The 19,103-nt window shown below is 55.8% G+C and carries 19 protein-coding genes and 1 tRNA gene; 8 read left to right on the top strand and 12 right to left on the bottom strand.

Annotated elements, in window-relative coordinates; all coding sequences use genetic code 11:
* Positions 1-20: 20 nt before the first annotated feature.
* The 6 genes from tyrS to rpmB form a co-directional block, all read right to left on the bottom strand.
* Positions 21-1,235: a tyrosine--tRNA ligase gene (tyrS, locus tag U5K31_08315; protein MDZ7772725.1), complete on the bottom strand. Its 1,215-nt coding sequence runs from the start codon at positions 1,233-1,235 to the stop codon at positions 21-23.
* Positions 1,236-1,302: 67 nt separating this feature from the next.
* On the bottom strand, positions 1,303-1,860 hold the full coding sequence (locus tag U5K31_08310) for a CvpA family protein (protein ID MDZ7772724.1): 558 nt from the start codon (positions 1,858-1,860) through the stop codon (positions 1,303-1,305).
* Between the two features lie 4 nt (positions 1,861-1,864).
* A complete protein-coding gene (locus U5K31_08305) occupies positions 1,865-2,323 on the bottom strand; it encodes a GatB/YqeY domain-containing protein (GenBank protein MDZ7772723.1) in 459 nt (152 codons plus the stop codon).
* A 97-nt stretch (positions 2,324-2,420) separates the two neighbouring features.
* The gene (locus tag U5K31_08300) at positions 2,421-2,597 is read right to left on the bottom strand and encodes a DUF4295 family protein (protein MDZ7772722.1); all 177 of its coding nucleotides are present in this window, start codon (positions 2,595-2,597) and stop codon (positions 2,421-2,423) included.
* 18 nt (positions 2,598-2,615) lie between these two features.
* Entirely contained in the window at positions 2,616-2,780 is a 165-nt protein-coding gene (rpmG, locus tag U5K31_08295) for a 50S ribosomal protein L33 (GenBank protein ID MDZ7772721.1), read from the bottom strand.
* A 7-nt stretch (positions 2,781-2,787) separates the two neighbouring features.
* The gene (rpmB, locus tag U5K31_08290; GenBank protein MDZ7772720.1) at positions 2,788-3,033 is read right to left on the bottom strand and encodes a 50S ribosomal protein L28; all 246 of its coding nucleotides are present in this window, start codon (positions 3,031-3,033) and stop codon (positions 2,788-2,790) included.
* 287 nt (positions 3,034-3,320) lie between these two features.
* Between rpmB and gyrB the strand changes: the two genes are divergently transcribed.
* A complete protein-coding gene (gene gyrB, locus U5K31_08285; GenBank protein ID MDZ7772719.1) occupies positions 3,321-5,255 on the top strand; it encodes a DNA topoisomerase (ATP-hydrolyzing) subunit B in 1,935 nt (644 codons plus the stop codon).
* Positions 5,256-5,312: 57 nt separating this feature from the next.
* On the top strand, positions 5,313-7,766 hold the full coding sequence (gene gyrA, locus U5K31_08280) for a DNA gyrase subunit A (protein ID MDZ7772718.1): 2,454 nt from the start codon (positions 5,313-5,315) through the stop codon (positions 7,764-7,766).
* Between the two features lie 112 nt (positions 7,767-7,878).
* Here the strand turns inward: gyrA and U5K31_08275 are convergent, their stop codons facing one another.
* The 3 genes from U5K31_08275 to mnmG form a co-directional block, all read right to left on the bottom strand.
* Positions 7,879-8,820 carry a YafY family protein gene (locus tag U5K31_08275; protein ID MDZ7772717.1) on the bottom strand — a complete coding sequence of 314 codons (942 nt, stop codon included), beginning with the start codon at positions 8,818-8,820 and terminating at the stop codon, positions 7,879-7,881.
* A gap of 118 nt (positions 8,821-8,938) precedes the next feature.
* The gene (locus U5K31_08270; GenBank protein ID MDZ7772716.1) at positions 8,939-9,592 is read right to left on the bottom strand and encodes an RsmG family class I SAM-dependent methyltransferase; all 654 of its coding nucleotides are present in this window, start codon (positions 9,590-9,592) and stop codon (positions 8,939-8,941) included.
* Positions 9,593-9,626: 34 nt separating this feature from the next.
* The gene (gene mnmG, locus U5K31_08265) at positions 9,627-11,516 is read right to left on the bottom strand and encodes a tRNA uridine-5-carboxymethylaminomethyl(34) synthesis enzyme MnmG (GenBank protein MDZ7772715.1); all 1,890 of its coding nucleotides are present in this window, start codon (positions 11,514-11,516) and stop codon (positions 9,627-9,629) included.
* 453 nt (positions 11,517-11,969) lie between these two features.
* Between mnmG and U5K31_08260 the strand changes: the two genes are divergently transcribed.
* The gene (locus U5K31_08260) at positions 11,970-13,346 is read left to right on the top strand and encodes a PAS domain-containing protein (GenBank protein ID MDZ7772714.1); all 1,377 of its coding nucleotides are present in this window, start codon (positions 11,970-11,972) and stop codon (positions 13,344-13,346) included.
* The gene (locus U5K31_08255) at positions 13,346-14,764 is read left to right on the top strand and encodes a PAS domain S-box protein (protein MDZ7772713.1); all 1,419 of its coding nucleotides are present in this window, start codon (positions 13,346-13,348) and stop codon (positions 14,762-14,764) included. Before U5K31_08260 ends, U5K31_08255 begins: the two co-directional genes overlap by 1 nt.
* Before the next feature lie 50 nt (positions 14,765-14,814).
* Here U5K31_08255 and U5K31_08250 read toward each other — a convergent pair.
* A tRNA-Asp gene (locus U5K31_08250) sits at positions 14,815-14,889 on the bottom strand.
* Positions 14,890-14,994: 105 nt separating this feature from the next.
* On the opposite strand from U5K31_08250, the gene apaG reads away from it, so the two are divergent.
* Positions 14,995-15,438 (top strand): Co2+/Mg2+ efflux protein ApaG, encoded by a 444-nt coding sequence (apaG, locus tag U5K31_08245; GenBank protein ID MDZ7772712.1) that lies wholly within the window; start codon positions 14,995-14,997, stop codon positions 15,436-15,438.
* A gap of 89 nt (positions 15,439-15,527) precedes the next feature.
* Here apaG and U5K31_08240 read toward each other — a convergent pair whose 3' ends face one another.
* Positions 15,528-16,061 (bottom strand): glutathione peroxidase, encoded by a 534-nt coding sequence (locus U5K31_08240; protein ID MDZ7772711.1) that lies wholly within the window; start codon positions 16,059-16,061, stop codon positions 15,528-15,530.
* Between the two features lie 165 nt (positions 16,062-16,226).
* On the opposite strand from U5K31_08240, the gene U5K31_08235 reads away from it, so the two are divergent.
* From U5K31_08235 to U5K31_08225, 3 genes are read left to right on the top strand one after another with little or no spacing between them, the layout of a single operon-like run.
* Positions 16,227-16,898 (top strand): hypothetical protein, encoded by a 672-nt coding sequence (locus tag U5K31_08235; protein ID MDZ7772710.1) that lies wholly within the window; start codon positions 16,227-16,229, stop codon positions 16,896-16,898.
* A 9-nt stretch (positions 16,899-16,907) separates the two neighbouring features.
* Complete coding sequence (locus U5K31_08230) at positions 16,908-17,216, top strand: hypothetical protein (protein ID MDZ7772709.1); 309 nt, start codon at positions 16,908-16,910, stop codon at positions 17,214-17,216.
* 29 nt (positions 17,217-17,245) lie between these two features.
* Positions 17,246-17,986: an MBL fold metallo-hydrolase gene (locus U5K31_08225; protein MDZ7772708.1), complete on the top strand. Its 741-nt coding sequence runs from the start codon at positions 17,246-17,248 to the stop codon at positions 17,984-17,986.
* Here U5K31_08225 and U5K31_08220 read toward each other — a convergent pair.
* Positions 17,983-19,077, bottom strand: coding sequence for a mannose-1-phosphate guanylyltransferase (locus tag U5K31_08220; protein MDZ7772707.1), 1,095 nt, complete (start codon positions 19,075-19,077; stop codon positions 17,983-17,985). The genes U5K31_08225 and U5K31_08220 overlap by 4 nt on opposite strands.
* Positions 19,078-19,103: the final 26 nt, after the last annotated feature.

Raw genomic sequence — 19,103 nt, 5'->3', positions numbered from 1 at the left:
GGGGCTCTGGAGTTGGAGGGTCAGCTGCCGTGTACCTTTGCGTAGTTGCGCTTGCCTACGCGGAGTACGAAAGAGGTGCCGCTCTCGAAGCTTACGGCATGTCCCTTGTCGGTAATCTTTTCCTCGTCGATGGTCACCCCGCCCTGCTTGATGAGGCGTTTGGACTCCCCGTTGCTGGAGGTAAAACCGGCGTCGGCGATGATGTCGAGCAGGCGCACCTCGCTGCCGGCTTCGTAGTTCAGCTCCACGGCGTCCTCGGGTACCTGGTCTCCGATGACGGTCTTCTCGAAATGCTCACGGGCGCCCCGTGCGGCCTTCTCCCCGTGGTACATGCGGGTAATGGCCAGGGCCAGCTCGTGCTTGGTGTCGCGGGGATTATCCTCGGCCATGCGGCGATAGTCGTTCAGCTGGTCGACCGGCACGTCTGAGAGCAGCTCGAACCAGGAGTCCATCAGCTCGTCGGGAATGGAGAGCACCTTGCCGTACATCTCGTTGGGTTCCTCGGTGATGCCGATGTAGTTGTCGTAGGACTTCGACATCTTCAGGCTGCCGTCGGTGCCCACCAGCAGGGGCATCATCAGGGCCACCTGGGGCTCCTGGCCCGCCTGCTTTTGCAGGTCGCGTCCCACCAGCAGGTTGAACTTCTGGTCGGTCCCCCCCAGCTCCACATCCGAGCGCAGGTGCACCGAATCCTGGCCCTGGGCCAGGGGATAGAGGAATTCGTGCAGCGAGATGGGTTCGTTGCTGTTGAAACGTTTGGAAAAGTCGTCGCGCTCGATCATGCGGGCAACCGTGATCTTCGAGGCGAGCATGACCACCTCATCGAAGTTCATCTCCCCCAGCCACTGGTTGTTGTAGGTGATGGTGGTTTTGGCGGGTTCGAGGATGCGAGTGGCCTGATCAAGGTAGGAGGTGGCGTTGTGGTCGATCTCTTCGCGGCTGAGGGCGGGCCGGGTCTTGTTCTGTCCGCTGGGATCGCCTATACGGGCGGTGAAATCGCCTATTATAAGGATGGCTTCGTGGCCCAGGTCCTGAAACTGGCGCAGCTTGCGCAGGATCACCGAATGTCCCAGGTGCAAGTCGGGCCGGGTGGGGTCGCAGCCCAGCTTGATGCGGAGGGGACGGTCCTCTTCGCGCGAGGCCTCCAGTTTTTCAACAAGTTCCTCCTCGGGCACGATCTCGGCTGTGCCTCGGCGAATGATTTCCATCTGTTCTTCAACAGGTCTGAATGGCATAAACAGGGTTGCTGGCTTTATTTACAGGTTGCATTGGTTCGGGGGAGGCGTCCCGACGCAGTCGGGATCACCGGTCCAGTCCGGGGAAGCGTTCCACGGGGTCGTACTGCTCGAGGGTGCGCTGCACCGTATCGGCGAAGTCGCGCGCCCCGGGCCATATGGCCGCCACCGCGTCGAAGGCCATGGGTGCGGCCTGCACGGCGTAAGCGTAGGTGGCCGACTCCTGGCGTACCTCCTGCGTGGGCTGATTGAATCCGGCAAGCAGGAGGAGCACCACGCTGACAAGTATGGCGCCCCGGGCGGCCCCGAAGAGTCCCCCGGCCAGGCGGTTGAGGGCGCTCAGCTGCACCGCTTCCAGGAAGCGGCTGAACAGATGGGCGATGAGGTTGACCACGGCCAGGGTAGCCAGGAAGATGGCCGCTCCCGCCAGAAAGGGTACCCAGGAAGCGCCTTCGGTAAACCAGGGAGCGATCAGACGGGCCAGAGGGTCCATATAGGAGAAGGTCAGAAAAACGGCCAGTATGAGTCCCGCGATACCCATTATTTCTCTGACAAAGCCGTTGACCGCACCGCTGTAGGCGGTTAGAAGCACCGGGATGAGAATGAGCAGATCTATGAGGGTCATGGCTTTACCCGGAGAGTTCTTCCTTGACGACCCTGCTGACGAGGCCGCCTTCGGCTTTTCCCTTGAGTTCACCCATCAGGGCGCCCATGACGGCACCCATGTCGGACATGTCTTGGGCGCCCAATTCGTCTATTTTTTGGCGCGCACGATCCCGCACCTCCTCTTCGGATAACATTTCGGGAAGGTACGATTCGATTATCTCCAGCTCCTGCTCTTCAGCGGCGACAAGATCGTCGCGCCCTCCTTCCCGGAACTGCTCGATGGACTCCCTTCGTTGTTTGGCCGCCTTCATGAGCACTTCCACCACCTGTTCATCGGAGAGTTGAGCCTCCCCGCCCTTGCGCTCGCTGATCTCCTTTTCGAGCAGCTTGGACTTCAGGGAGCGCAGCACCCGCAGGCGGTCCTGCTCCCTGTTTTTCATGGCGGCGGTGAGGTCAGATAGTATGCGGTCCTTGAGTGACATGTGGGCGTGCCGTTTGCGGTTAGCCGTCAAAAGTACGTAAAAAAAAAGGTTCCATCCGGGCAAACGAATGCAACCTTAGGACGGGGGAAAGAGGGGTTCAGTCGCTGTTGTGCTGCCTGATAAATTCCTGAACACTGTCCTGTTCCACCATCGCCTCTTTGAAGGCATACTTGTTACGTTTGTCCGTGGGGGTGGAGATTATCACTTTTGCCATACGCCGGTGGGCGGCTTTCAGTTGAAGCGCCTCGGCTCCGAATGTCTGCTTCTTGGCCATGGATCGGGTGCGGTTAGCTTATTTGATTTCCTTGTGTACGGTGTGCTTGCGAAGCACTGGGTTGTACTTTTTTAGTTCCAGCCGGTCAGGGGAATTCCTCCGGTTCTTGGTGGTCACGTAGCGGGATGATCCCGGCTTTTCCGTGCATTCCAGTATGACCTGTACGCGATTTCCTTTTGCCATGGTGTTGCTAGACTTCCTTGATCAGGGTTCCTTTCTGCTTTGCTTCCTTCAGCACGGCGGTGATGCCCTTCTTGTTGATGGTGCGCAGCGTTTTGGCAGACACCTTGAGCGTCACCCAGCGGTCCTCCTCGGGAAGATAAAACTTTTTCTTCTGCAGGTTTTGCTGGAATTTGTGCTTCGTTTTGTTATTGGACTTCGAGGATCGGTAGCCGTTAAGGGCGCCCTTCCCCGTGATGTCGTCTTTGCGTGCCATGTGGTCAGCTGAAAAAGATGGTGTAGTGTTTCCTAGAGAGACGAGAAAAATAGGCGTATTCCCGAAAAAGATCAACGTTTCTTTTAAGAGTGAATTTTACGGGTCCCGGCCGCCATCGCAGGCTGCGGACAAGGGGGTGGGACAGTGGGTGGGAACCCCACATTTAGCCGTTGCCGGGCGACCGCCGTCATGCCGGGCATCATCTTTACGTTCTTTGATTTTGCCTTATTATACGGTATTTTCAGGCGTCTTCATCATTATTGTAATTCACAGTCACATCTGCATTTATGGCGAAAAAGTCAAGTTCTGATTACAGGGCGGAAAACATACAGGTGCTGGAGGGGCTTGAGGCGGTACGAAAGCGCCCGGCCATGTATATCGGAGACGTTGGTCAGCGCGGATTGCACCATCTTATTAACGAGGTGGTTGACAACTCCATCGACGAGGCGATGGTGGGCTACTGCGACGAGATTGATGTGACCATCAACGCGGACGGCTCGATGACTATCCGCGACAACGGACGCGGTATCCCGGTCGACGAGCATCCCAAGATCAAACTACCGGCCGTGGAGGTGGTGCTCACCAAGTTGCACGCCGGCGGAAAGTTCGACAAGAATACCTACAAGGTGAGCGGCGGCCTCCACGGGGTGGGTGTCAGCTGCGTGAACGCCCTCTCCTCCCATTTCTACTGCGAGGTACACCGGGACGGAGAGATCCATGTCATGGAGTTTGAGCACGGCAAGACCGTGCAGCCCCTCAAGAAGAAGGGTACTACCGACAAGACCGGCACTATTATTACGTTTAAGCCGGATCCTGAAATCTTCACGAATACACTCGAGTTCAAGTACGACATTATTGCCGAGCGCATGCGTGAGCTCGCCTTCCTGAATCCGGGCATCACCATCGATCTCCACGACGAGCGGGAGGAGGACGAGGAGCTCGCCGGCGACACCTTTTATTACGAGGGGGGCGTGAAAGACTTCGTAACCTACCTCGACGAAACCCGGGAAACCCTGATGGAGGAGCCCATCTACATCGAGGGTGAGGTGGACATGGTACCCGTGGAACTGGCCATCAGCTACAACTCCACCTACACCGAGAACGTCCACTCCTACGTTAACAACATCAACACCAGGGAGGGTGGTACCCACATCTCAGGCTTTCGCCGTGCACTGACCCGCGCCATGAAGACCTATGCGGAGAACAACAGGCTGCTGAAAACAGACGTGGGCATTTCAGGCGAGGACTTTCGCGAAGGCATGACGGCCGTACTGAACGTCAGGGTGCCCGAGCCCCAGTTTGAAGGGCAGACCAAGACCAAGCTTGGGAATTCCGAGGTGCAGAGCGCCGTTGAAATCGTGGTCTACGATAAACTAAAGGACTACCTGGAGCAGAATCCCAAGACGGCCAAAAAGATTCTCGAAAAAGTTATACTGGCCGCCGAAGCCCGTGAGGCCGCCCGGAAGGCGCGGCAGCTTATCCAGCGCAAGAGCGCCATGAGCGGCGGCGGATTGCCCGGCAAGCTGGCAGACTGCTCCATCAACGATCCCGAGCATTGCGAAATTTACCTGGTGGAGGGCGACTCGGCCGGCGGATCGGCCAAAATGGGACGCGATCGCAGTTCCCAGGCCATTCTCCCCCTCCGCGGGAAGATCCTGAACGTGGAGAAGGCCAAGATCAACCGCATCCTGGAAAACAACGAAATCCAGGCGATGATCACCGCTCTCGGGGCTGGCGTAGGCCATGCAGAGGAGGATTTCGAGTTGGAGAACCTCCGCTACCACAAGATTATCATCATGACGGATGCGGACGTGGACGGCTCCCATATCCGCACGCTCCTGCTTACCTTCTTCTACCGGTACATGAAGCCGCTGATCGAGGGCGGGTATGTATACATCGCCACCCCCCCGCTCTACCGGATCTCCTATACCCGGGACAACATCGATTACGCCTGGGATGAGGAGACCCGTAATAATATCATCCAGCGGCTTAAAAAGGAGAATAAAAAATTTGACGTCTCCCGCTATAAGGGACTCGGCGAGATGAATCCCGGCCAACTCTGGGAAACCACTATGGATCCCGAGACGCGCACCCTCCAGCAGGTCACGGTGGAAAGCGCGGCGGGCGCCGACAAGCTTTTCTCCACGCTCATGGGCGGAGATGTGGAGCCGCGGCGCAACTTCATCGAGCGCAACGCCAAGTATGCCACCCTGGACGTCTGAACTCATTTTCTATCCACCGGGAACCCATTTTCTTTAACATCCGACCTGAACTGATTCATGGCTAGAGAAAAGATCGTGCCTATATCTATAGAAGACGAGATGCAGTCGGCCTACATCGATTACTCGATGTCGGTCATCGTCTCACGCGCCCTCCCCGACGTTCGCGACGGACTCAAGCCGGTACACCGGCGCGTGCTCTACGGAATGAGCGAGCTGGGCATGCTGCACAACCGAAACTACAAAAAGAGCGCCCGCATTGTCGGTGAGGTGCTCGGTAAGTACCACCCCCACGGCGACTCAGCGGTCTACGATACCATCGTACGCATGGTGCAGGACTTCTCCCTGCGTTATCCGCTGGTGGACGGCCAGGGCAACTTCGGATCCATTGACGGCGACTCGGCCGCGGCCATGCGGTACACAGAGGTACGCATGCAGCGTATCGCCGAGGAGATGCTGACCGACATCAACAAGGAGACGGTCGACTACCAGTCCAATTTTGACGACACCCTGCAGGAGCCTACCGTCCTCCCGGGCATGCTGCCCAATTTGCTGATCAACGGCTCTTCAGGCATCGCCGTGGGCATGGCCACTAACATGGCGCCCCACAACATCACCGAGGTGATCAACGGCATTGTGGCCTACCTCAATAACCCGGATATCGAGACCAAGGAGCTGATGGAGCACATCACGGCTCCTGACTTCCCCACCGGAGGTATCATCTACGGCTACGACGGGGTGAAGGAGGCCTATGAGACGGGTCGTGGAAAGATTACCATGCGTGCCCGCGCCAGCACCGAAGAGCTGCGCGGCAATCGCGAGCAGATTGTGGTCACCGAAATACCCTACCAGGTTAACAAGACTACACTTATTGAGAAGATCGCCTCCCTGTCGGAGGACAAAATCGAGCAGATCTCGGAAATTCGGGACGAATCCGACCGTGAGGGCATGCGGATGGTCATCGTGCTGAAGCGCGGCTCCAATCCGGGCATCGTGCTGAATCAGCTCTACAAGTACACCCAGATGCAGCAAACCTTCGGGGTGATCAGCCTGGCCCTGGTCAAGGGGCGTCCCAAGGTGATGGCTTTGAAGGAGCTGATCTACCACTTCGTGGAGCACCGCATCGACGTGATCATCCGCCGCACGCTTTATGACCTGGACCAGGCCGAGGCGCGCGCTCATATTCTGGAGGGTCTCAAGATTGCCCTGGAGAATCTGGACGAGGTGATCAAGACCATTCGCGCTTCCGACTCTCCACAGGAGGCCAACGAGAAGCTGCGTCGAAGATTTGCCCTCACCGACCTGCAGGCCAAGGCCATCCTGGACATGCGCCTGCAGAAACTTACCGGGCTGGAGCGCGATAAAATCGAAGAAGAGTACGGACAGATCGTCGAGAAAATTGCCGGCTTCCGCAGTATTCTGAGCAATCGTGATGAGCAATACGCTATTATAGAACAAGAGCTCACCGAACTGCGCGACCGTTACGGTGATGATCGCCGAACGCAGATCGTCTACTCGGCCGATGACTTCAGCGTGGAGGACATGATTGCAGATGAGGACGTGGTGGTCACCATCAACAACAAGGGCTTTATCAAGCGCATGCCGGTATCTGGCTACCGTCGCCAGCGGCGAGGGGGCAAAGGCATGAAGGGCACCACCACGAAGGACGAGGAGTACGTGGAGCATCTTTTCGTGGCCACCAACCACAACTATATCCTCTTCTTTACCGAGAAGGGACAGTGCTACTGGCTGAAGGTCTACGAGATTCCCGAGGGCTCGCGTACCGCGAGGGGACGGGCCATCGTCAACCTTATCGACATCGACAAGGACGACAACATCAAGACCTTCGTGCCGGTGAAAACGCTGGACGACGAGGAATACATCAACAGCCACTATATAATTATGGCCACCAAGGAGGGGCAGGTCAAGAAGACCTCTCTGGAAGCCTACAGCCGTCCCCGCCGCGATGGCATTATTGCCATCAACATCCGGGAGGAGGATTCCCTGCTGGGCGCCGCACTGACCAATGGGGAGAGCAACGTCATTCTAGCCAACAAGAAAGGGCGCGCAATCCGATTCCACGAGGATGACGTTCGCGACATGGGTCGCAACACCTCCGGAGTGAAGGGTATGAGCCTGAGCAAGAACAACGAGCTGGTCGACATGGTGGTGATCAAGAACACCCATGAGGCTACGGTCCTGGCCATTTCCGAAAACGGATACGGCAAACGCTCGCTTGTGGAGGACTATCGTGAGCAGAGCCGGGGAGGAAAGGGCGTAATCACGCTCAAGGTCACCAAGAAAACCGGCAATCTTATCGCACTCAAGGAAGTCTCTGACAATGACGATCTGATGGTGATTACCGAGGCAGGTAAGATCATCCGGATGAATTGCGAGGAGATACGGACCATGGGCAGAAATACCCAGGGTGTCCGTCTCATGCGATTGGGCGATGAGGGGGCCATCGCCGCAGTGACGCGCGTAGTTAACGAAGACGAAGACGACACCGTCTGACCCGGCGCGGGTTGATTACATATTCAGGGGCGGTCCCGGCTTAGATCGGGGCCGCCCTTTTTTGGTTCGTCCGGCTAAACGGAATTGAGAGGTACGGATGACTCGCCAACCGCTAAGCGGACATCATTTCTTCAAGGAGGTTTTGCCTCATATCTACTAATTCGTCCGGACCATATATATTAATATCCCTAGGAAATTGGAGCAGCCATTCGTTAATAAATTCCAAGTTATCAAAATTAAATTCTAGCCTAAATATATTAGGTTTAATTTCATATTTCCTTAAAACCTTAGCCGGTAGATTGGCCTCAAACCGCCTCAATGCCGAACTGGATACGTTGACCCTCACCAGGCGGGATCGTTCGTCAGAGCGAAAAATAAGGCCTTCTGCGTCGATGTCGCCCGATGGCGTAAAGGATTCGTCCAATATTTCCACTTTCGACATGCGTTCGAGCACAAAATTTCGGATGGCCTCCCGCTGCCGGGAAAAACCGATGACGTTCCAGTGGTCGCGGTAGAATACTACCAGGTAGGGGTCGATTTTTCGCCCTTCTGATTCGGCACCGCTTCGGGCCCGGTAGTTGAAACGAATACGTTTGTTTTGGGAAATGGCACTGCTGATCAGGTACCAGTTTCCACCCTCCGACTTATGGGCACCGAAATTAAGGTAGGGGTCCACGACCATGCGCTGCTCCAGCGACTCCATAAAGGATCGCAGTTCGTCGGGCAGCACCTCCTTGATTTTAAGCTCCACACCCTCGGCGTCTTCCACCAGGGTGCGATCCACCTGCGAGCGAACGAAGTTCAGTCCCACCATGATGGTGGCCAGCTCTTTCGAGGTAAACATGAGAGGAGGGATTTTGTAACCCGGCATCACGCCATAGCCGCTGTATTTATCCCATGTCACAGGTACGTTAAGCTCCGAGAGGGCGTTAAAATCGCGAAAGATGGTGCGCCGGCTCACATTGAAGCGCTCCGCCAGATCGTCTACCGTCAGCCGGCGGTTGGACTGCTGAAGGAGCAGGATCAATTTCATTCGGCGCTCGGAGCTGTTCATATCGTGGGACTCTATTTAACGCGGTTGGATACAAAAAGGGAAATATAAGGGATCCGCAGGGGAGAGGCATCCGGTTCAGAGTGGGCGATTGGCGCGCGGACTGCCAGCAGGGTAATGATTAGTGGTTTTCGCGGCGAACCACCACCAGGGCTTTACCCTCGTAAAAGGGATGCTGGGAGGCTTTATGCAGACGCAATACCTGCACAGTCAAACTAGGGGAGTGGGCCAGTGTATCCAGCTCACCGGCAAGCTCCTCCCCCTTGTAGAGGATCATATGCGTCCAGGGAAGATGCGTGGACAACTCCAGAATTTCGTCCAGTTTAAAGGAGTGCTTGGAAAGTAGAACGAAGGGCTTCTCGTGTTCGAGATCTGCGAGTGAACAGTCCGCCACACGGATATTGCTTAGTCCCAGGTTCCGCGCCATCTGGCGTACGGCGAGTATTTTTTTGGTCACAATGTCATTCAGCACAAAAGATTTATCGGGGTTTGCCACGGAAAGAGGTATACCCGGAAGCCCTCCGCCGGTGCCGGCATCCACCACAGTGGAGGCTTGTTGAAAGGGCTCTAGTCCGCTCACAGCAAGAGAATGACGTATATGCTCACGCAACGTTTCACGTGGAACAGCCCGGCTTACCAAATTCACGCGCTCGTTCCACCAAAGCAGACGCTCAAGGTAGCGGTCAAGTGCATCGGAATTATTTTCTAAGAGCTCGTCGGCAAAGGTAAATAGGGAGGAGGGGGCATCCTGGTATGTGGGAATGGTCTGTTTCACGTGAAACGTGCCGTCAAGAGTGCTCAGCCTGTGTTTAATCCTTTAAATAGACCATCAGTACGGCCACATCGCTTGCGGATACCCCGCTGATGCGACTCGCCTGGCCGAGGGTTTCGGGTCGAATGCGGTCCAGTTTGCTGCGTCCTTCTGAGCTGAGGCTGTTAATGTTGCCGTAATTGAGCTCCTCGGGAATATTCATCTCCTCCTTCTCCTTCATCTCTTCGACCATTTTAAACTCCTTCTCAATATAGCCGGCGTACTTGATCTGAATTTCCACCTGGTCGAAAACGTCTTTATCGTCGGAAATAGCGTGGGCTTTCTCGCGCAGTTGGGGATCGGCCTGGAAGAGGTCATGGATATGCAGTTCGGGACGGGGGACGAGGGTTTTTGCACGTACGGGCTGGTCCAAGGCAGAGGTGCCTCGTTCCTGCAGCATGGGATCCATCTTTTCGGGATAAACCGTGTATTCTGCCAACAGATCGTGGACCTTGTCCACGGCTTCTTTTTTGGTCTTATAGCGTTGGAAACGCTCCTCGCTCGCCAGACTTATTTTGTGTCCCAGTTCTGTAAGTCGCAGGTCGGCATTGTCCTGGCGCAGCAGGATGCGATGTTCTGCGCGCGAGGTGAACATTCGGTAGGGCTCCTCGGTCCCCTTGGTGATCAGATCGTCAATGAGCACCCCTATGTAGGCTTCAGAGCGTTGCAGGATGAGGGGCTCGTCGCCTGACACTGCTCGCGCGGCGTTGATGCCGGCCATCAGTCCCTGGCAGGCGGCCTCCTCGTAGCCCGTGGTGCCGTTGATCTGCCCGGCAAAGAAGAGACCGTCCACCGTCTTGGTCTCCATGCTGCGCTTTATCTGGTAGGGTGGGAAGTAGTCGTATTCAATTGCGTAGCCTGGCCGCAGCATATGCGCCTTCTCAAATCCCGAAATGGTGCGCAGTGCCTTGTATTGCACGTCCTCGGGAAGGGAGGTGGAAAAGCCGTTCAGATACATCTCGTAGGTATTCCATCCTTCCGGTTCCAGGAAGAGCTGATGGGAGTCCTTATCGGCAAAGCGGTCGATCTTGTCCTCGATGCTGGGACAGTAGCGCGGGCCGGGCGATTCGATCCGGCCGTTGAACATGGGGCTTCGGTCGAAGCCGCCGCGCAGCACCTCGTGCACCTCTTCGCTGGTGTAACCCATCCAGCAGGTAAGCTGCTCCTCTTTGGAGGGCAGCTTGTCGGTCATAAAGGAGAAGGGCGAGGGATTCTCGTCACCGTACTGAATTTCCAGCTGATCGTAGTCGATGGTTCGGCCGTCGATACGGGGCGGGGTGCCGGTTTTAAGTCGTCCCACTTCGAAGCCCAGCCTCTCCAGAGCGGCAGAAATGCCCACGGAAGCGTTCTCCCCGGAGCGACCACCCCCGAAGTTGTGCTCCCCAATATGAATAAGCCCGTTTCCGAAGGTGCCGGTTGTTAGTATAACTGTTTGGGCCACAAAGCTTTGGCCGGTTTTTGTGCGTACCCCGGTGACCCGATTCCCCTCATCGTCGGTGAGTACATCTACCACGTTGTCTTGGCGGAAATAAAGATTCTTTTTCTTCTCCAGCTCCCGGCGCATGGTCTTGGAGTAGAGGGCTCGGTCGCTCTGGCAGCGAGGGCTCCACATGGCGGGACCCTTACTGGTGTTGAGCATGCGGTACTGCACGCCGGTCTTGTCGGCCACGATGCCCATCAGTCCTCCGAGCGCGTCGATCTCACGCACGAGCTGACCCTTGGCGATGCCGCCTATGGCGGGATTGCAGGACATCTTGGCAATGGCGTCCAGGTCCATGGTGATAAGAAGGGTCTTGGCGCCCAGGCCTGCCGCCGCTCCGGCAGCTTCGCTTCCTGCGTGTCCTGCGCCGACCACAATTACGTCGTAATCGGGATAGAGGGAGCTCATGTAATTGGGTACATCATCGTGTTCAGGCAGTACGTACGGGTTCCGCGTCTGGGCGGTTCCCATCCCGGCATTGTATTCCGGGCAAGTCTCCGAAAATAAGGAATTTACTGGTGAAAGTGCTAATGGCAGGACGGAACAAAATTCGAGGTACGTAACATGGGCAGCCATGCCCGCGCAAGATCCCGGGAGAGCGCCGTACTCTCCCATGATCAGAGGCAGTCTGACCTGCCAGTCGGAGTCCGTCCACCGCAGCATGGGTCGGGTTGAGCGGTGGCTAAACGCGCAACCAAGGAATAATGCAGGTGCATGGGTAGTGATCGAACTGTGCTGCGCAGCACATTGGTCGACTCTAGCTGCATAAATATCAGTGTCTTATAAATTTAACGTCATGGTATTTGTTAGAAGTATTAAAATTTTCTAATATTTGAGGCCCGTGACTACAGACGACTGACTATGGAAGCTATCAACAGAGTTTTGCAAATCAGGGAGGGCAAACTGGCGCTCTACTACCTGGCAGGAGTAAGTGGCTGGCTGCTTTTTTCCAACGAGCTGATCAACCTGCTGTTCAGTGATGCCTACCTGCTGCTTACCCTGAAAAACGTGAACACCTGGATACTGGCCATCGCATCCTTTGGGTTCCTGACCATGATGATCCACGGAGTCTGGTACAGACTGCAGGAAAAGGATAAGAGGATTGAACAACTTCTAGAGGAGCGTAAGCTGGTCGTGGACCTGGAAAAGAGTGAGCTCCACGACACGCTCATGCGTATCTTTCGCAAGGCGCCTGCGCCCATGGCCATATTGACAGGCGAGAGCCACACCTACGAATTCGCAAATGAGTCCTATGTTCGAACCATGGGACAAAAAAAAATGGTAGGTAAAACCGTGCGGCAGATTTTGCCGGAGGCGGCCAAGCAGGGAATTTTAGAAAAACTGGACCGCGTCTACCGATCCGGCAAACCCCACTACGACCGCGGCCATGCGCTGCGTATCAAAAGTCCGGGTGGTATAAAAACTGTGTACCGGGATGTAGTCTATAATCCCATGACCGATGGGACCGGTGAAGTCTACGGGATCTTTGTGCAGTTCAACGACATTACAGATAGGGTGAAAGCGCAAAAAAAGCTGGAGCAAAAGCTGGTGAACAGTAAACATTTTATGGACAGGTTGCAGGATCGTACCTTGGGAAACTTTGCCATCGCGCAGGCCCTGTTCCACCTGCAGTCAGAGGAGACGCACGAAAGCGATACGCACCTGGCCCTGGAACACAAGGAGTCTCGCCTGCAGACCCTGGCCAACATCCAGGAGCTGATGGGCGAGAATGGAAACGTGGAACAAGTTCCCTTTCATGCTTTTCTTCACCGTCACATCAAGTGGCTGTTTAATTTCTACGGGCGCAAGCAGCCGGACCTTCACCTGTTGATCGACGAGCTTCCCATGGACCTGGATCGGGCCATTGCGATGGGTCTGGTGCTTAACGAAGTGCTCTTTGCACTGGTGAATTGCCACCACGACGAATTCAGTAAAATGAAAGTCCGGACCGACAGCTCGGATCCCCGACAGACAACGCTCCTAATTACGGTAAACCTGGGCGGTGATGAAATATGGGAGACCCTCGATTCGGTGGTGAGTGGAAGGCAGACCAGCCTTACCGGCCGACTTCTGCGCTTTGTGAACGCCGAACTTGAGCATGCGGTTACCCCCCGGCAGTCTGTGCTGGTAATGAAATACACGGACGCCTACATGGAGCAGCCTCTGATCGACTACCTGAACGATGAGCGCGTGCGTCGTGAAATATCTGTAGAGAACACGCCCGGGGAGGCAGCATGATGGAGACCGGTTACAGCGAGTACTTCGCCACCGATAAACTCTTTGACATGATGCCGGGTCTGGCCCTGCTGGCTGATGCTCATGGAAGACTGATGCGTGTGAACGACTTATTTTATTCGGTGCTGGGCTACGAGAAAAGAGAGGCGCCCGAAGACCTGGCCGCCCTCTGTGCACCAGGTGACCGGGAGAAATGGGAACGTACGTTCGCCAAGGCGATGGAAGAGGGAGGAGCCGAGGTCACACTTCGCCTGGTCACGAGCGAGGAAGGTGAGCGATGGTACCGCCTGCAGCTACAATCGCATACCGGGCAAGACGGGAAACCCTTCCTGCTGATCGCCGGCAGCGCGGTGACACACCGCGTGCGTGCCGAGCAACGTCTTCATACGCGGCAGGCCATCCTTTCCTCCCTTTTTCGTAATGCGGGAGCCGGAATGGTACTGATGGATCGCGGCGGCAGGATACTGGAGGTCAACCCCACATTTGTGGAAATGTTTGGATACGGGGAGGAGGAGCTGATTGGGAGAAATATTGACCGGCTCCTGGCCCCGGAGGGCGAATCGCCGGATACGGGCAAGGAAGTTACCTCGCGCGCCGGCACAGCCGGCTCAACTCGGTATCGGCCGGGGGTGGTGACGAAGAACGGCACACCCCTGGCGGTACTCGAAGATGAAGCACCTGTCACAGGACAGGAAGGGGCCAATCTATGCTACCGAATTTATACCGACGTTACTTCCATTGAACGCAGCCGCTCGCTGGCCGAGGGCAGCGCACAGGAGCAGAAGGCGCTGCTCATGAAAACCAACCACCGGGTGATGAACAACTTGAACCTGGCCACGGGCTTCCTTCAGCTGCAGCTGTATGAGACAGATGATTCGGCGGTGCGTCAGGCTCTTACCGATACGGTAGTGCGTATCAAATCCCTGGCCATGATCCACGACCTGTTCCGGAATACCGGCTCCCGGCATAGGGTCGACATGCAGGACTATCTCGATAACCTGGTTGTTTTCCTAAGCCAGGTGAGAGACCGAAGCGGACAGGCTGAGGTGGAGTGCCGGGCCAAGGGACTGCATATGGATGTGGAGTTGGCCGTCCCCTGTGTGCTACTTGTGAACGAAGTGGCTGGCCTGATTCTGGAACAGTCAGGCGCCTCTGCCGGTCTGCGAATTGAGCTCACCAAGGAGGGGAAGAACTTCAATCTGGAAATGAGCGAAAGGGGCGGTACGGTAGCTGTGATGTTTGACAAGGAGAAAAACGAAACTCTTCGGCAAGAGGTAGTTCAAGCCTTGTTGCGCCAGCTGGACGCCCAGGTGGAGCAGGAATCGGAAAGAGGTATCAACCGCCTGTCCATCCGCTTTCCGGACATTCGGCGGACGGGTGGCGCGGACCGGAAATGGCCGGAATTCGGCCTAAAAAAATAACCCCCTGTGCAACATGCATAAGCATGCCGCACAAGGGGTTCGGGGGAGAGCGATCCGGACGAGATTCGAACTCGCGACCTCCTGCGTGACAGGCAGGCGTTCTAACCAGGCTGAACTACCGGACCGATTCAAAATGACAAAGCTGCTGCCACTAGCAGCAGAGCCCCAAATATACAGTGCCCCGCTTGCCTATGTCAAGCCGGAATCCCCCTTTTTTCGAATCCTCTGAAATGAATTGCCTCGTTTACTTCGTGGCCGAAATTGTTTATCTATGGTGCGTGATGTATCAACAGACCTATACCGAGATATCCAATGACATAAGTGTAGAGGTCAAGCCCATCTACCTGCAGGACGAATCGAGTCCCCTGTCCCGTCAACACGTATTTGCCTACTTTGTGACGGTTCACAATATGGGCGATCTGCCGGTTCAACTTCTACATCGGCACTGGGAGATCCACGACTCTTCCGGGGACCGGTATAACGTGGATGGTGAGGGTGTGATCGGCAAACAACCGCAGATCGCACCGGGCGAGGGCCACTCCTACAACTCCTTCTGTGTGCTGAAATCGTACCGGGGCGAAATGTCCGGGTACTATGAAATGGAGCGAGAAGACGGCAGTCGATTCAAGGCGCGCATTCCCCGCTTTTTGCTCGTGTCACATCTGCTCAACTGACATTCTATGCTGCAAAAAATAGAGGACCGTAAGTATCAGTTACGGCCCTCTGTCGGGATGGTGATGGGATGTATGTTAGGGATATATTCTTAACTGTCCAGGGCCGATTCTATTGCCCCGGTTAATTCTTCGCTCTGGGGCTCAACAGGGCTACGGAAACGATGTACCAGGTTTCCGTTCCTGTCGATAAGGAATTTTTCAAAGTTCCAATTTATTTCACCCGTGAAATCGGGATTATCGGCCGAGGTCAGAAAACGGAACAGCGGATGCTGGTCGTCTCCCTTTACCGAAATCTTGGAGAACATGGGAAAGGTGACGCTGTAGTTTACATTGCAGAACTGCTTGATCTCTTCGTCCGATCCGGGCTCCTGGCCGCCGAAATTGTTGGCCGGAAAGCCCAGCACTTCAAAGTCTCTGTTGTTGTATTTCTCGTAAATGGCCTGTAATCCCTCGTATTGGGGTGTATATCCGCACTCTGAGGCAGTGTTCATAATTAAAAGCACCTTGCCTTCGTAAGTACTAAGGCTGGTGGACTCACCGTCGATGTTATCAAGCTCAAACTGGTAGACCGAATCGGCGGAGGTACGGTCCCCCGCGGTGGCAAAGGCCATGAAAGAAAGCATTGTCAGTAGTAGTAGAGTTTTCATAGATTAAATCCCAACAGATTAACGTGACAAGGTGTACCCATGAAATGCAATTTTCCCAGGAAGCATTCCCGGCGCCTTCCATATTTCCGACACCTGTTTGCCGTCGCTGTCGTTTGGTCAGTCTTGATGCTAATGCCGCAGATGGCTGAAGCCCAGATGTTCTCCGTACAAGGGGAGGATCAAAGCTTCACCTTTCCCCAAAGCCATGTCTATGTGGGGGTAGAATTTGCCGATTTTATCTACCAAGGCAATCCGGCACCATTTGGTGGTAATTACGAGTTTACGGGACCCTTGCTAAGGCTGGAAATTGAGACGCCGAATATTAATCTATTCATGGGAACCGGTGGAAAGTTAACGGGACTCGATAACGCTACCTATTTCCAGGCCGGCATTAAGGGCAGGTATCGATTTACAATTATTACTAATTCGTTCATGGATGTCCGTGTACCGATTCAATTGCATAGTGATATCATAACGGTCACGAACCCCTCGGATCTGAATACGGGTTCTCAGTTTCAACAGGGGGCACTCTTGTTCGGGGGAGGTCTTAATTTTCTTGTGCGCCCCGGAGAATTGATGGATGTGGAATTATTCGCCATTCCCAATGCAGGAATTTCCTTTTCCACGGGGGGAGTTTTCGGGGGAGTAGTACGAGAATTACAGCTCGGAATGCACATCATGCGCGAGCAAGTATTTGGGAGTATTGGACTCACGGCCGGCTACAACTATAGGCTGCGTACTTATGATATTGATCGTGAGACTTATGACTACCACCTTACTGGTCATACTGCCAAGGTGGGTATCACCTTCTGATCCTGCGTTATGAAAACCGATAAGCTGCTAATGGAGCTGGAGAACCTGGTGGAACAGGCTGGCTATACCATCCGCAGGGAGCGGGGTACCTTCCGTGGAGATCACTGTGTGATGGAGGGTGACAAGCTGGTGGTGGTCAACAAGAACAAACCACCGCAAGAACAGGTGGGACTGATGGCTCGTGTGTTGCAGGACCGCGATCTGCAGGACACCTACATCAAGCCGGCCGTCCGCAAGGAGCTGGAAGAGTTGTGGGATCGTTTTGATACCTTTGCAGAATCGGAAATCGAAGAGTTGGACATAGAGCTGGACGGATGATTGTTACCTTTCTCGGAACCGGAACGTCCATGGGCGTCCCTGTTGCCGGCGCAGCGGTCGAAGGGGATTCCTCCGGGGATCCCAGGGACACCCGCTGGCGATGTTCGGTCTGGGTGCAGACCGGGGAGAGCTCGGTGGTCATCGATACCAGTCCCGAATTTCGCCTGCAAACTCTCCGCAGCGGACTGCGCCGTATCGATCTGGTACTCATTACCCACGAGCATATGGACCACATTGCGGGCCTGGACGACCTGCGGCCTTACTGTTACCGACAGGACCAGACCCTTCCTCTTTACGCTACAGCCCAGGCCGGTGAGGCCATCCATGCGCGATTTAACTACATGTTTGGCCCCGACCGCTATCCCGGCGCCACCTCCCTCGACATCCACCTTGCAGACGCCCCCTTTGAGTTTCGTGACCTGTGTATTACGCCTCTTCCGGCACGTCACGGTTCGGTGGATGTGCTGGGGTACCGCCTGAATGACTTCTCCTATCTCACCGATGTGAAGGAGATTCCGGAGCGGACCCGCCAGCGTATTCGCGGGTCCAGGGTGATGGTACTAAGCGGACTACGATGGGAGCCGGACCACCCTACCCACCTGACCATTCCCCAGGCGGTGGAAATAGCGGATGAGCTGGAGGTGCCGCGCACCTACCTCATCCACATGAACAGCCGGGTCAATCACGCGGAGAGCAACCGTCGGCTGCCGGACCACGTGCGCCTGGCCTACGACCAGCTGCGCCTGGAAATCCCGGAGAACCCGGTCTAAAGGAATTGCTTCGTCTCTTCGTCTTCTTCCAGCTGCTGTACGATCTGCTTGACATTCTGCGCCCGGTCGAGATTGCAGACCAGCAGCGCCCGGTCGGTTTCCACGACCACGGTGTTCTCCATGCCCACCAGGGCTACCAGCTTGCCGCTTTCGCTCTGTATCAGGTTTCCCGAGGAGGAGATCAGGGCATGGTGTTCGGTCTGCAACACGTTACCCTCCCCGTCCTTTGGGCGGAGGTCGTAGACTGCCCGCCAGCTGCCCACATCGTTCCAGTCGAAGTCGCCGGGAACCACATGCACCGAATCGGATTTCTCCATGATGCCGTAGTCGATCGATTCGGAAGGGCAGGCCTGGTAGAAGGATGCAATGCCCTCCTCGGCGCGGCCTTCGGCCAGGGCCGACTGCAGGGGTCCCAGAAGTGCTCCGAGCTGTGGCATGTGGCGGCGGAACTCCTCCAGGATGGTACGTGCTTTCCATACGAACATGCCGCTGTTCCAAAGGAAGTTGCCTGAGGCGAGGAAGGCTCGTGCAGTAGCTTCATCGGGTTTCTCCCGGAACTGCAGCACTTCGAAGACCGTCTGGCCGCTGATCTTCTCGCGGGAGGAGGCCCTGTCGTGAAATTCGATATAGCCATAGCCGGTTTCGGGCCTGTCGGGCCGGATGCCGACGGTCACCAGTGTATCGGGATTAGCGGTTACCTTCTTCTGTGCCGTCTCCAGTATGTGGCGGAACTCTCCTGGGCGGCCGATCAGGTGGTCCGCCGGCAGGACGGCCATGGTAGCCTCGGGGTCCTTTTCGAGGAGCAGGGCTGCGGCCAGGGCTACGCAGGGTGCGGTGTTCCGGGCCACGGGCTCTCCCACGACCTGATCGCCGGGCACATCAGGGACCTGATTGGTCGCCAGCTCGCGGTAGCGTTCGTTTGTGACCACCCAGCAGCGCCCGGATGGAATGAGGGGATCGAGCCGATCAATGGTGTTCTGCAGCATGGTCCGCTCGCCGAATAGCCTTAAGAATTGCTTGGGACGATCCCGCGTGCTGCGGGGCCAGAATCGAGTGCCGGATCCTCCGGCCATAATGATGGCATGTAACATGTAGAAGTGTGATCGTTGTATTTTGG

The sequence above is a fragment of the Balneolaceae bacterium genome, assembly GCA_034521445.1.
Lineage (GTDB): Bacteria > Bacteroidota > Rhodothermia > Balneolales > Balneolaceae > JAXHMM01.
The sequence above is the reverse complement of the archived record's forward strand: the minus strand, read 5'-3'. Positions and strand labels throughout refer to the sequence as shown.

What these genes read in the sequence shown, in the direction of transcription:
- tyrS (MDZ7772725.1), bottom strand. Translation starts at nt 1,235, where the DNA reads ATGCCATTCAGACCTGTTGAAGAACAGATGGAAATCATTCGCCGAGGC.
- U5K31_08310 (MDZ7772724.1), bottom strand. Translation starts at nt 1,860, where the DNA reads ATGACCCTCATAGATCTGCTCATTCTCATCCCGGTGCTTCTAACCGCC.
- U5K31_08305 (MDZ7772723.1), bottom strand. Translation starts at nt 2,323, where the DNA reads ATGTCACTCAAGGACCGCATACTATCTGACCTCACCGCCGCCATGAAA.
- U5K31_08300 (MDZ7772722.1), bottom strand. Translation starts at nt 2,597, where the DNA reads ATGGCCAAGAAGCAGACATTCGGAGCCGAGGCGCTTCAACTGAAAGCC.
- rpmG (MDZ7772721.1), bottom strand. Translation starts at nt 2,780, where the DNA reads ATGGCAAAAGGAAATCGCGTACAGGTCATACTGGAATGCACGGAAAAG.
- rpmB (MDZ7772720.1), bottom strand. Translation starts at nt 3,033, where the DNA reads ATGGCACGCAAAGACGACATCACGGGGAAGGGCGCCCTTAACGGCTAC.
- gyrB (MDZ7772719.1), top strand. Translation starts at nt 3,321, where the DNA reads ATGGCGAAAAAGTCAAGTTCTGATTACAGGGCGGAAAACATACAGGTG.
- gyrA (MDZ7772718.1), top strand. Translation starts at nt 5,313, where the DNA reads ATGGCTAGAGAAAAGATCGTGCCTATATCTATAGAAGACGAGATGCAG.
- U5K31_08275 (MDZ7772717.1), bottom strand. Translation starts at nt 8,820, where the DNA reads ATGAACAGCTCCGAGCGCCGAATGAAATTGATCCTGCTCCTTCAGCAG.
- mnmG (MDZ7772715.1), bottom strand. Translation starts at nt 11,516, where the DNA reads ATGAGCTCCCTCTATCCCGATTACGACGTAATTGTGGTCGGCGCAGGA.
- U5K31_08260 (MDZ7772714.1), top strand. Translation starts at nt 11,970, where the DNA reads ATGGAAGCTATCAACAGAGTTTTGCAAATCAGGGAGGGCAAACTGGCG.
- U5K31_08255 (MDZ7772713.1), top strand. Translation starts at nt 13,346, where the DNA reads ATGGAGACCGGTTACAGCGAGTACTTCGCCACCGATAAACTCTTTGAC.
- apaG (MDZ7772712.1), top strand. Translation starts at nt 14,995, where the DNA reads ATGAATTGCCTCGTTTACTTCGTGGCCGAAATTGTTTATCTATGGTGC.
- U5K31_08240 (MDZ7772711.1), bottom strand. Translation starts at nt 16,061, where the DNA reads ATGCTTTCTTTCATGGCCTTTGCCACCGCGGGGGACCGTACCTCCGCC.
- U5K31_08235 (MDZ7772710.1), top strand. Translation starts at nt 16,227, where the DNA reads ATGGCTGAAGCCCAGATGTTCTCCGTACAAGGGGAGGATCAAAGCTTC.
- U5K31_08230 (MDZ7772709.1), top strand. Translation starts at nt 16,908, where the DNA reads ATGAAAACCGATAAGCTGCTAATGGAGCTGGAGAACCTGGTGGAACAG.
- U5K31_08225 (MDZ7772708.1), top strand. Translation starts at nt 17,246, where the DNA reads ATGGGCGTCCCTGTTGCCGGCGCAGCGGTCGAAGGGGATTCCTCCGGG.
- U5K31_08220 (MDZ7772707.1), bottom strand. Translation starts at nt 19,077, where the DNA reads ATGTTACATGCCATCATTATGGCCGGAGGATCCGGCACTCGATTCTGG.